Raw genomic sequence first — 12,093 nt, 5'->3', positions numbered from 1 at the left:
GCGCTTTCTTTTGCGGTGAGAAATGATAGTCACAATATTTACTGTATATAGCGTGGTTTAGCCCATCGTCACAGAACTATCAACTAAACTGTTATGGAATTACAGTATTTTACGCATAAGTGATAGAGCAAACAGTAAAATGGATGCTGATGTAACACATCGCAATATAGAGACACAAAGAAGAGCGATGTCGTGCACAATGCATAATTAATATAGTTCTTTACAATCAGATAGTTATAATTTGACTATAAATACACAACACACACGCATTGTTATTGAAATGTAACGAAAGCGCTTTCTCTATATAGCGTTAAAGCGCCGATTGCATACTCCTGTGCACCATATTGGTGAATACAATACGCTTGTAGCCAACGGATCTAAACGGGACTGATAGTTCGCAAAGATCAAAAAAGCCAGCAGGTATCATTTACCTACTGGCTTTAGGAGTTTGTGCTTTGCGAATTAGGCGCGTGAGTGACTAGCGCTTATTTAGCAGCACGTCGCTCGTTGACTGCATCTGCCAGGCGTTGAAGCACTTGCTCAGTGTCTTCCCAGCCAATACATGCATCGGTAATACTTTGACCATAGACGGGTGCTTTGCCATCAACTAAGTCCTGACGACCTTCAACCAAGTGGCTTTCAATCATCACACCGAAGATTGCATCATTTCCACCAGCAACTTGATTAGCAACGTCATCCGCAACAATCACCTGACGTTTGAAATCTTTACTGCTGTTTGCATGGCTGAAGTCAATCATCAGCTTATTACGTAGCTTCGCCGCATCTAGCTGAGCTGTAATAGCCGAAACATGTTCTGCGGAATAGTTTGGTTCTTTACCACCACGAAGAATGATGTGGCAATCTTCATTACCTGCGGTTTCTACAATGGCTGAATGACCATATTTAGTCACAGAGAGGAAATGGTGTGGGGATTCTGCAGAACGAATTGCATCTGTTGCAATCTTGATGTTCCCATCCGTACCATTTTTAAAACCTACAGGGCATGACAAACCAGAAGACAGCTCACGGTGAACCTGAGATTCAGTTGTGCGTGCGCCGATTGCTCCCCAACTAATCAGATCCCCCATATATTGAGGCGTGATCATATCAAGGAACTCTCCTGCCGTAGGAAGACCCATATCGGTGATATCCAGAAGCAGCTTGCGACCAATTCTTAAACCATCGTTAAGCTGGAAACTGTTATCCATGTACGGGTCGTTGATTAAGCCTTTCCAACCTACAGTAGTACGTGGTTTTTCAAAGTAAACGCGCATAACAATTTCAAGCTTATCAGCATGAAGATCACGCAGCGCTTTGAGTTTCTTTCCATATTCCACAGCAGCTTCTGGGTCATGGATTGAACATGGGCCAATGATAACCAGCAGTCGATCATCATTGTCATTGAGAATATTGTGGATTGCCTGACGAGCATTAAACACAGTCTCAGACGCTTTTTCAGTGGCCGGAAACTTCTCCAACACTGCCACAGGTGGCAAGAGTTCTTTGATGTTGCTAATGCGTACGTCGTCTGTTTGATAAATGCTCATTCTTTCACCTTGCTGCTCGCTAATCACTATTCATACCTAAGGTTGAACAATGTGTTTCCCTACATAATGATTGATAACTTATCGCCATTCCCAACAGAGTGCAAACCTATTTTTACAGATATTTAATAATTTTTATCGCATCAATATATTGACCAACGGAAATTATGTGCTATTGGGCTTTGTTTCTAGTTTAAAAATTGGACGCCCAGAGCTTACTCATATCCAACGACGCTTCCAATGCGTCAGCTAACGCATTGATACTACGCTCCCTTTCGGCTTCTAGGCTTATTTCCTTTACTTCTCCTAAACCTGCCCATGCTAACAATAGCGAACACGCTTCAGGTGAATCGAACACCCCATGCCAGTATGTACCTAGAACGTTTTGGTCCGTATTAATGAGGCCGTCTTGCCCATTTTCTGACGTAATAAGGGTCTGTCCCTTTGACGATGTCACCCCCATGTGGATTTCATAACCTGTCACTTTTGCTCGCTCACCACCGAGTGTCAGCGTGCCTACTGTTCGGGTGAGCACTTTTTCTCGTTCAATCACAGTATGCGTATCCAAATAGCCAAGACCATCAGTCTTAAGCATCGTTCCCTCAATCCCATGAGGATCCTCGATGCGATTGCCAAGCATTTGATAGCCGCCACAGATTCCCATGACTTTACCGCCATATCTTAGGTGCTTTGCAATTTGATGGTCCCAACCGTAATTACGAATTGACGTCAAATCCGAAATCACGCTTTTGCTACCAGGAAGAATAATGAGATCGCACGGAGGAAGCGGTTTACCTGGCGCAGCAAACTGTAAGTTCACTTGTGGATGAATTCGAAGGGCATCAAAGTCAGTATGGTTGCTAATTCGCGGGACGACAGGGACGACAATATTAAGCACATCGCCTTCTGTCGATTGAGTCTGAGACACATCAATGGCATCTTCGGCATCCAGCATGAGCCCCTGAAGATATGGCACAACTCCAATCACGGGTTTTCCGGTTTTCTCTTCGAGCCATTCAAGACCCGGCTCTAACAAAGAGATATCACCCCGAAAGCGATTGATGACAAAACCGATGACACGATCGCGTTCTGACTGAGACAAGCAGTCCAAAGTACCGATTAAGTGCGCAAACACACCGCCTCTATCAATATCGGCAACGATGATCACAGGAACGTCCGCCTCTTCGGCGAACCCCATATTGGCGATGTCATTCTCGCGTAGATTCACTTCCGCAGGGCTACCCGCCCCTTCTATCAACACACAGTCAAACTGCTTCTGAAGAATAGAAAAAGATTCCATTACGGGTGTCATTGCGAACTTTTTATACGACTGAAACCCTATCGCATTCATGGATTCCGCCGCTTTACCTTGCACGATTATTTGTGCACCGCAATCTGAGTTGGGCTTAAGCAAAATGGGGTTCATATGCACCGTTGGTTCAACACCGCAGGCGAATGCTTGAAATGCCTGTGCACGCCCTATCTCACCCCCGTCAGCGGTGACCGCACTGTTTAATGCCATGTTTTGAGATTTAAACGGAGCGACATGAATACCCCGGCGCGCGAGTAGGCGACCTAGCCCCGCCACAAGTACACTTTTTCCTGCGTCAGACGTCGTACCTTGCACCATGAGAGCGCGAGAAGTTGGAAGCATGAGAAGACCTCATTCTGTTTTTGAATCTAAACCACTGATGAAGCGTGCAAAGATACCACACTGTTTGCAAAAAAATGCCAACGCAACCCATTGCTAAGAAATTGTTTGCCGTTGTGGTCAAAGTTATAGACCTCGCCACTAAAGTTTTACGCCAGCAACTCATACACTTCATACATTGTTACAAGTTTGAAAAAGGCAGGGAATGCTGTGAAACGATTAATAAAACTACGCGTGATCCGATTGGTATTTGCTTTGGCAGCTGTTTTTTCTGCATCCACAATGGCGACCAATTTTAACTACAACAATTTAGAGATTGGCTTCACTGGTAACCCATCTGGTTTGGGTGCAACTGGCCAGTTAGCCTTTATGGACGGCGCTCATTTTGTAGTGAGCGGAAGCAGCCAATTTGAAGGAGACTGGATTGCTTCTGGCGGCGCGGGTTTTCATGCCCCCATCAATGGTTTTGTTGATGTTCATGGCGACGCAAGAATCTATTCAGTGAAGTTCCCAGAAGATGATAAACATGATTTTGGCGAACTCGCTTACGGGGTCAATGTGGGTGTGAGAGCTTGGATACTGCCACAGATTGAAGCAAATCTGCTTGTAGGTCAGGTGGCTTTTGACTCCGACGATACACGAAGTGTCGTAGAATTAGGCGGGCGATTTCATTCCACCGACTTGCTGTCCATCGGGTTAAATTACCGAGCCAATGGCCTGTATAAAGAACAATTTTACTTCAACGTTCGTTTCGAGTTTTGATACCAGCAGACTAACGAACAATACCCTTTTTCTATGCAAAAAACGGCAGGTTTCTACTTGCCGTTTTTTGGGTTAGTAGCACCAAACAAATATTCCAAACTAACCTAGCGAGCCTATCAAAGAACGGGCTTCGCTGGGTGTAAACCCAAAATAGCGTTTAAATTCCCGACTAAATTGGGATGGGCTGCTGTAGCCAACCCCATATGACACTTCCGCAACCTGAAGCCCCGATGAAAGCATCGAACGAGCTTTATGCAAACGTAATGACTTTACATACTGCATAGGTGATACCGAGGTGACCTTGCGAAAATGTTCATGCAAAGTGGATGAACTCATTCCGGCTACGCGTGTAATTTCTTCAATATCAATATTACGCTCGAAGTGCTGCTCAAGGTAATGAACAACACGAGCAATACGATTCGCCCCCGCGTGATTGCTCACACTGTTTCTTAACAATCCTCCACACGGGCCTTTCAAGACTTGGTAGTACAATTCTCGCTTCAACGATCCTGAAAGTATTTCCTGATCCATCGGGTTATCAAGCGTATCCACCAAACGCTGAATCACCTCTGCGATCGGTTCAGTCAAATTCGTCGAATGGGTCAGCGCCATTTGCTGCTCTTCCGTTGATTCTTGTTGCCAAGGTGCCATCTCCATCATTAACTGACCCACTAAGTGCTGGTCAATAGCGAGACTGACTCCTACATAAGGCCTATCTTTACTGACGTCAGATAAGGTCGCTTCAACAGGTCTTGTCACCGAATTAATGAGATAGCTGTTCGCATTGTAGATATACGAAGATTTCCCCGTGATAACACGTTTCTGCCCCCTAAGTACAAAGCAAATTGCAGGCTGCAACACGATGGGGATCACTGACACATTTGAAGAGCATAGAAACAGATTCATTCCTTCAATGGTTGAGGAGTGACACCCTTCCCCCTCAACGAGTCCTGCCACTTGATCAGCCAGAAATGACTCAAATTGCATATTTATGCTATCCCTACTTATTTTGCCGCTTCCGTAGAATTATGACACTGATTAAGCGACTTAAGTGATACCAAACTGATATTCCGTAGTTTTAGGCAAGGAATAGAGAAAATCTCGATAACCGACGGGTCATTTGTTAGCCATAGTTACTGCAAGCGATTTCTACGTGCAAAGGCGTTTGGAATGACTCGAATAGAAATATCACTATCGAGCTAATGTCATTACGGAACTCATCGCGTCATGAAGCTGATGTCGCAATAGAACTAAGGAAGGAGATAACCATGGCCTTTTCTGTCAATATCAACGGACAGGATTACCTCTTAGACGTACCCGCAGATACCCCGCTGTTGTGGGCTATTCGAGACAACCTCAAACTCACTGGCACTAAGTTTGGTTGTGGCCTTGCTCAGTGCGGTTCTTGCACCGTGCATTTAGCCGGCCAACCAATACGTTCATGTGTTACCCCTGTTTCTGCCGTCGTAGGTCAACAGATTACGACAATTGAAGGCATCGAATCTCAAGCAGCCACACTCATACAAACTGCGTGGGAAAAACTCGAAGTCCCCCAATGTGGTTATTGCCAATCTGGTCAGGTCATGGCGGCAAGTGCCCTCATCGCCACCAATAACTCCCCGACAGACGCCGATATTGATGCAGCCATGTCTGGCAACATTTGCCGCTGTGCGACCTACGTTCGTATTCGACAAGCCATCAAAGATGCCGCTAGTGAACTAAAAGAGGGCGTATAAATGAGAAATATATTTAATGGCTACGCCCCTAAGCAAAACGACAATCAAAAAGCCGTTCAGGGCGAACTTGGTACTAGCCGCAGGAGCTTTATCAAACTGCTTTCAACCACGAGCGCAGGACTCACGCTGGGCGTTCACTTGCCAACCTTCGCAGCGGAAAACAAAACAGACACAGACATCTCCAGTGCTGAATTTTCACCCAATGCATTCATTCGTGTTGGTGTAGATAACACCGTCACGATTATTATCAAGCATTTGGACATGGGGCAAGGTGTCACCACTGGCCTCGCGACCATTGCAGCAGATGAACTCGATGCGGATTGGGGAAAGGTATCAACCGAAGCCGCCCCTTCTAACGCACAGGAATATAACAATCTTCTCTTTGGTCCTGTTCAAGGGACTGGCGGCAGCACAGCCATCGCGAACTCCTTCATGCAAATGCGATACGCAGGAGCCAAAGCACGTGCCATGCTTGTTAGCGCAGCCTCTAAAGTATGGGAAGTGCCCGTTTCTGAAGTTCTCGTCAGCCAAGGTGTCATTTCCCATCAAGCATCGGGAAAGTCTGCCACCTTTGGTCAAATGGCAGAGCTTGCCGCTCTGCAATCCGTACCAACCGATGAGCAAATCACGCTCAAAAGCCCCGACCAATTCACACTCATTGGTAAAACAGGCACGCCGCGCAAAGACAAGGGCAAGAGTAATGGAACGGCCCTGTATACCCAAGATGTCCAATTGGAAGGCATGTTGACAGCCCTTGTTGCTCATCCACCCGCTTTTGGTGCCAAGGTTGTCTCTTTTGATGCGACCGAAGCAAAAGCATCCTCTGGGGTTGTTGATGTCGTGCAAATCCCAAATGGCGTTGCCGTTATTGCCAAGGACTTCTGGAGCGCAAAGATCGGAAGAGACAAGATCCAAATCAAATGGGATCGCTCAGCATTCAATAAAAACACCGCAGAAATGAAATCCGAGTACGTCGAACTCGCCCAAACCCGGGGCCTTCCAGCACGCAGCGATGGTAATGCGCCAGACATCCTTTCCAAGGCCAAAAACGTAGTGGAAGCCACCTACTACTTCCCCTACCTCGCTCATGCCCCCATGGAACCCATGAACTGCGTCGTTGTCGCTGATAGTGAAAAAGCGGAACTTTGGTATGGTGCACAACTGCAAACCGTCGACCAAATGTCAGTGGCGGCCGTGTTGGGATTGAAGCCGCAAAACGTAAGCATTAACACGTTGTTTGCTGGCGGGAGCTTTGGGCGTCGAGCGAATCCTCAGTCAGACTATGTGCTTGAAGCGGCACACATTGCCAAGAGCCAACCGGGTGTGCCAATTAAACTGGTTTGGACCCGTGAAGACGACATGAGAGCGGGCTACTACCGTCCTATGTACGTGCATAAAATCCGTGGTTCTCTCGATGAAAATGGCAATATTGAGGCGTGGGAGCAACGCATTGTTGGACAATCTATCGCAGCAGGCTCCCCCTTCGAGGGCTTCATGGTGAAAGATGGCGTTGATGCCTCATCCGTTGAAGGCGCTTCCACACTCCCTTATGCCATCCCAAATCTTTCGGTACAACTTCATACCGTCTCTCAACCCGTCCCTGTCGTATGGTGGCGTTCAGTCGGTCACACACACACGGCATTTTCGACAGAGACATTTTTCGACGAACTGGCACACCAAGCAGGTAAAGATCCGGTAGCGTTTCGCACAGCACTCCTTAAAAATCACCCACGGCATCTCGGCGTCTTGAAACTCGCTGCAGAAAAATCTGGTTGGGGAACACCATTACCTAAAGGTCGCGGACGAGGCGTCGCCGTGCATGAATCGTTCAACAGTTTTGTCGCACAAGTGGTCGAAGTCACAGTTGAAAACGGTCAGATTCAGGTTGATCGTGTCGTCTGTGCCGTCGACTGCGGCGTTGCCATTAACCCTGACATCATTGAAGCACAAATGCAGGGCGGCATCGGGTTTGGTTTGTCACCCGCTCTGTTGAGTGAAATCACGCTACAAGATGGCGCGGTGGTGCAATCAAACTTCCATGATTACCAGGTATTGAGAGGACCTCAAATGCCCGATATTGAAGTACACATTGTCCCTTCAGCGGAAGCCCCAACTGGTGTAGGCGAGCCCGGAACGCCGCCTATCGCGCCTGCTCTGGCAAACGCGGTATTTGCAGCGACTGGCAAACGTCTCTATGACTTACCCATGAAGCTGTCATAAAGGTAAAGCAAGCATATTGCTGTTGATCATTGTTCGAGAATGGATGCGTAAACTATGTCAAACCACCTTCTTCATCTATTGAGTCAGTGGTATCCGGAAAAAGACAATGCCGAGTGGGTACTCGGCACTGTTTTCAAAACAGAAGGTCCCTGCTATCGCAAAGCGGGAGCCATGATGTTGTTTAGCAGCTTTGGACAGCAACTAGGCATGCTAAGCGGTGGGTGCTTAGAATCAGACCTTCAACGTCACGCTAAAAAGGTCATGGCTACCGGAAAACCAATCACACAGGTTTACGACAGTCAGGATGAAGATGACCTCTCATTTCAACTCGGTATTGGGTGTGGAGGGACAGTGCACATCGTGCTTCATCCAATATCCCGAGACAACAACTATCTATCACTTAACACGGTTTACGAGCACTTATTGGCTCGCCAATCCGGCTACTACTATCAGCAAATTCCTATGACCTCTTTGCATGACGTCGTGAGCGAAAAATGCGCTGAATTTATGGTATCCCAAACACCGCATGAACATCATAGCGATCAAGAAACGATTGGCGAGCGATTCATGGAAGGTGAACAAACATGGCTGAAAACATATGTTCAGCCCCCTGTTCATTTATTGATTGCTGGTGGTGGGTTTGACGCCAGGCCGTTGGTTAATCTCGCTCATCATTTAGGTTGGAAGCTAACGTTGTGGGATCCTCGTCCTGCGAATGCGCGTCGTGATTATTTTGATTGTGTTGACGAGATCTTACGCGGCGATGCTGATTTGCTATCAGCGTACTGTAACGACTATAACGTTGATGCCGTGATAACCATGACGCACAGCGTGACACTCGATGCGGCAGTGCTTTCAGCATTAACAACAACCAGAATCCAATACCTTGCACTACTTGGACCCATCCATCGTAAGCAGGAAGTCCTTTCGGTGGCACAAGTGTCTTCATCGCAGTTCCCATGTAAATTGCATGGACCTGCCGGGTTGAAACTTGGCGCGGCATTGCCAGAAGGTATCGCAATCTCTATGCTTTCAGAATGTATTGCAACACTTAACAATGCGAACGCCTTGTCGTTCAGTGGTGCCCCATCAGAATGAAGAAAATCGCCGCCGTTATTCTCGCTGCCGGAAAAGCCTCAAGGTTTGGCAGCTGCAAAGCGCTTGCTCTAATCAACGATCGCCCTCTCATCGAATCAAGCATCACGGCTGCCAACGCGGTTACGCCTGATGTTTATATTGCAACTGGATACTGGCACAAAGCGTTGTCTCAAGCGGCAGCAGATAACCAGTGGAATGCGAAACTGCTCTATATCGACAACTGGCAACAAGGTATTGGGGACGTGATATCCCATGTCACTCACACTTTGTGTGATGATTATGATGGCTTGCTATTTTTGTTAGCCGATCAACCCGCTATTACTGGCGATAATGTCGCACTACTTTGTCAGGTCTATGAGCGTCACCAATCAGACGCAGCATGTTGCCAATACCCAGATACCATTGGTGTTCCAGCCATCATCAATGCACGTGTTTTTGATGAACTCAAAGCGCTCAAAGGTGACGAAGGGGCAAAGAAGCTGCTCATGGACAGAGCCCATCTTATCGATAAGCTCGCTTTGGACCAGTGCAATATTGATATCGATACGCCAGAAGACTTAGCGAACTATGTTCATTACCTTACCCATATGTCATCGCTCTGGTAGCACTGAACAAAATACAAACCATTTAATTAGGTAAATGATGGATTAATAACAAAAAGCCACCCCAAATCGGGATGGCTTTTCGTCGTTCTATTTGGACATGGCTACATCAGGCTGCCATCAAACTCTTTGTGATACTGGCACTAAATCAGCCGAGTTAACATGCGCATTCTGCCGCATCATTTCTCTAATGGTGATTGGTGCACAAATTAAGGTAACCGCAACCAATAGCGATACTGGGGCGGCGGTAATAACAATGAACGATTGCAAAGCACCTAAACCACCCTCACCCGCCATCAATAATACACCTGCGACGATACCCAGCATCAACGCCCAAAACAGACGATGATATTTTGATGGGGTTGTGTTTTGCGATGTCACAACGGCGATGGAATAAGCCATTGAGTCTCCCGTGGTTGCGACGAAGGTCGTGGTAAGCAATAAAAACGCAGGGACAAGAATGAACTGAAGCGGAAGCTGTTGCAGCATTGCAATCAGTACTGCCGGTAGTCCTGCGTCTGCCAAAGGCGCTGAAATGCTACCCGCTTGCGTGAGTTCGAAGAATATCCCCGTTCCACCAAGCGCGCTGAACCAAAAGTTAGTGGCAATCGGTGCACAAACGGCGACGGCAAAAACGAGATTTCGAATACTTCTTCCATCGGAGATCTTGGCAATGAAAATTGCCATCATTGGGGCAAAACCAATGAACCACCCCCAGAAAAACCATGTCCAGCCTGTCATCCATCCCGCGTCGTGCTCACCAAGGCTCATTGCAGGGAAATTAACCACATAATGACCGAAGGCATTGCCAAACTGCTCAAAAATAAACGCCGTTGGCCCAAGAATCAACACAGCAAGCAGAAGCAATACTGCGCCAATTACATTGAGTTTTGAAAGCCACTGCAAGCCTTTATCCATCCCAGAAAAGGCAGAAATGGAATAGGCAGCGACAACGGCGGAAAGGATACAAAGCTGAAGCGTTAAGCTGTTTTCCACACCGAACAATGATTCAACACTGTAGCCGAGTTGGCTAGCGAGAAATCCGATTGGTCCAATCGTACCTGCTGCGACACCGATAATTGATACCGTATCAACAACCGCACCAAACCAATGATTTTCTAAGCGCTTACCAAACAAAGGGTACAACAGCGCACGAGGCCTGAGTTTTAGGCCTTTTTGATGATGAGCGTGCATCAATATGATCGTCGACAATGTGCCAAGCACAGCCCAGGCAAGAAAACCCCAATGGAAGAAGCTTTGGCTGAGTGCGGCAGAAACCGCGGAGCTCGAGGCAGGTTGCGCGTCCGAAAACGTAGGAGGTACCGACATGAAGTGATAAACAGGCTCAGCCGCTGACCAAAACACGCCGCCTCCAGCGAGTAAGGTACACATGATCATAGACAACCAACGGAACGTACTAATTTCAGGCTTCGAGCGTTTTCCCAACGTCATTCGCCCCGCAGGCGACAGGGCAACAATCAGGGCAAGAATGAAATTACCCACCATCAGCCACTGCCAAAATGGTCCAAATAAATGTGCGACTTGGCCGAAAAGCGTATTGATGATGGTAGAGAAGTGCGAGATATCCATCGTCGCTGCGAATAGAAATGCGGAAAAGAATCCGACAGTCAGGATTGAAACGAGTTTATCGCTAGAAATTATAGATTTAAAAGTCATGCTGCTCTCACAATGGGCGTGAGGGAAAGCACTCTACCAGCACATCAATGAGAACTCCATCACTTTATTCGTGCACTAAGCATATTCCATTACATCAATAGTCATTCGTGACGCGAAAATAACAGTAAGTCATTGTTTATAAGAGCCATCAACCAACCATGTCATGGTAGATGCTTTTCTCTGACCCATTAATCTCAATGAGGTCTAAGTATTTGCGATAATAATCCTCGCTATTCGTTGGAATAATCGCGTATCCATACCCGGCCTCCTTCATGGCATTTAATGTCTTACGAAGCAATTGTTTACCCACCCCCTTCTCCCTAGCAAATTCACTGACGCCCAAGGGGCCGAAAAATCCTTTTGCGGTTCCGTCATAACATGCAAAACCCACAATTTCCTTGTCATGAACAGCAATGAAAAGGCTATTGTGACGAGAGTATGCAGTAGCAGCTTCACTTTGCCACCGTTGATTGAACTGCGCTCCGATCCAGTCCAACACCACGTGCTTCTCTGTTCCTATCGGCTTTCTGATCGTGATTGTTTCAGCCACACTCAGCGGTTCTAAAAACGCATTTTGATAAAGTTTAACCAGATAATCCATAACCCATCCTTGGCGATAAAATGAAACAATCAACGCCCTAAATTAATACAGCCACAGAGATAACATTAATACTAACTCGATACAATTTTCGTCATTGAAATCAACATATACTCAATTGCATCATCTTCAGTATTACTCGCTTGTAACACGTCAGAATGTGTATTTTTAATCACAAAAAAACTCGATAATTTTTGGTGTTTTA

The 12,093-nt window shown here is 46.7% G+C and carries 10 protein-coding genes; 5 read left to right on the top strand and 5 right to left on the bottom strand.

Annotated features, from left to right (window positions below; genetic code table 11):
• Nucleotides 1–485 precede the first annotated feature (485 nt).
• Nucleotides 486–1,541: a 3-deoxy-7-phosphoheptulonate synthase AroG gene (gene aroG / locus LRP50_RS03310; protein WP_274163276.1), complete on the bottom strand. Its 1,056-nt coding sequence runs from the start codon at nt 1,539–1,541 to the stop codon at nt 486–488.
• Between the two features lie 196 nt (nt 1,542–1,737).
• Nucleotides 1,738–3,198 carry a cobyric acid synthase gene (locus LRP50_RS03305; RefSeq protein ID WP_274163071.1) on the bottom strand — a complete coding sequence of 487 codons (1,461 nt, stop codon included), beginning with the start codon at nt 3,196–3,198 and terminating at the stop codon, nt 1,738–1,740.
• 207 nt (nt 3,199–3,405) lie between these two features.
• On the opposite strand from LRP50_RS03305, the gene LRP50_RS03300 reads away from it, so the two are divergent.
• Nucleotides 3,406–3,957: a hypothetical protein gene (locus tag LRP50_RS03300; protein WP_274163070.1), complete on the top strand. Its 552-nt coding sequence runs from the start codon at nt 3,406–3,408 to the stop codon at nt 3,955–3,957.
• Between the two features lie 99 nt (nt 3,958–4,056).
• On the opposite strand, the gene LRP50_RS03295 is transcribed toward LRP50_RS03300, so the two are convergent.
• Nucleotides 4,057–4,944, bottom strand: coding sequence for an AraC family transcriptional regulator (locus LRP50_RS03295; RefSeq protein ID WP_274163069.1), 888 nt, complete (start codon nt 4,942–4,944; stop codon nt 4,057–4,059).
• 281 nt (nt 4,945–5,225) lie between these two features.
• Here LRP50_RS03295 and LRP50_RS03290 point away from each other — a divergent pair, with 281 nt between their 5' ends.
• Genes LRP50_RS03290 through LRP50_RS03275 form a run of 4 tightly spaced genes read left to right on the top strand, consistent with a single transcriptional unit; the run spans nt 5,226 to nt 9,616 of the window.
• Nucleotides 5,226–5,693, top strand: coding sequence for a (2Fe-2S)-binding protein (locus LRP50_RS03290; protein ID WP_274163068.1), 468 nt, complete (start codon nt 5,226–5,228; stop codon nt 5,691–5,693).
• Nucleotides 5,694–7,913, top strand: coding sequence for a xanthine dehydrogenase family protein molybdopterin-binding subunit (locus LRP50_RS03285; RefSeq protein WP_274163067.1), 2,220 nt, complete (start codon nt 5,694–5,696; stop codon nt 7,911–7,913).
• A 54-nt stretch (nt 7,914–7,967) separates the two neighbouring features.
• The gene (locus tag LRP50_RS03280; protein WP_274163066.1) at nt 7,968–9,011 is read left to right on the top strand and encodes an XdhC family protein; all 1,044 of its coding nucleotides are present in this window, start codon (nt 7,968–7,970) and stop codon (nt 9,009–9,011) included.
• The gene (locus LRP50_RS03275; RefSeq protein WP_274163065.1) at nt 9,008–9,616 is read left to right on the top strand and encodes a nucleotidyltransferase family protein; all 609 of its coding nucleotides are present in this window, start codon (nt 9,008–9,010) and stop codon (nt 9,614–9,616) included. The genes LRP50_RS03280 and LRP50_RS03275 overlap by 4 nt, the downstream gene beginning before the upstream one ends.
• A gap of 117 nt (nt 9,617–9,733) precedes the next feature.
• Here LRP50_RS03275 and LRP50_RS03270 read toward each other — a convergent pair whose 3' ends face one another.
• Nucleotides 9,734–11,290, bottom strand: a complete 1,557-nt coding sequence (locus LRP50_RS03270) for a BCCT family transporter (protein WP_274163064.1) — start codon at nt 11,288–11,290, stop codon at nt 9,734–9,736.
• A 148-nt stretch (nt 11,291–11,438) separates the two neighbouring features.
• Entirely contained in the window at nt 11,439–11,891 is a 453-nt protein-coding gene (locus LRP50_RS03265) for a GNAT family N-acetyltransferase (RefSeq protein ID WP_274163063.1), read from the bottom strand.
• Nucleotides 11,892–12,093 lie beyond the last annotated feature (202 nt).

This window comes from Enterovibrio gelatinilyticus (assembly GCF_028683095.1).
Classification (GTDB): Bacteria; Pseudomonadota; Gammaproteobacteria; order Enterobacterales; family Vibrionaceae; genus Enterovibrio; species Enterovibrio gelatinilyticus.
Note: the sequence above shows the minus strand (reverse complement) of the source record. Positions and strands in the feature narration are given on the sequence as shown.

What these genes read in the sequence shown, in the direction of transcription:
- LRP50_RS03305 (WP_274163071.1), bottom strand. Translation starts at nt 3,198, where the DNA reads ATGCTTCCAACTTCTCGCGCTCTCATGGTGCAAGGTACGACGTCTGAC.
- LRP50_RS03295 (WP_274163069.1), bottom strand. Translation starts at nt 4,944, where the DNA reads ATGCAATTTGAGTCATTTCTGGCTGATCAAGTGGCAGGACTCGTTGAG.
- LRP50_RS03290 (WP_274163068.1), top strand. Translation starts at nt 5,226, where the DNA reads ATGGCCTTTTCTGTCAATATCAACGGACAGGATTACCTCTTAGACGTA.
- LRP50_RS03285 (WP_274163067.1), top strand. Translation starts at nt 5,694, where the DNA reads ATGAGAAATATATTTAATGGCTACGCCCCTAAGCAAAACGACAATCAA.
- LRP50_RS03280 (WP_274163066.1), top strand. Translation starts at nt 7,968, where the DNA reads ATGTCAAACCACCTTCTTCATCTATTGAGTCAGTGGTATCCGGAAAAA.
- LRP50_RS03275 (WP_274163065.1), top strand. Translation starts at nt 9,008, where the DNA reads ATGAAGAAAATCGCCGCCGTTATTCTCGCTGCCGGAAAAGCCTCAAGG.
- LRP50_RS03270 (WP_274163064.1), bottom strand. Translation starts at nt 11,290, where the DNA reads ATGACTTTTAAATCTATAATTTCTAGCGATAAACTCGTTTCAATCCTG.
- LRP50_RS03265 (WP_274163063.1), bottom strand. Translation starts at nt 11,891, where the DNA reads ATGGATTATCTGGTTAAACTTTATCAAAATGCGTTTTTAGAACCGCTG.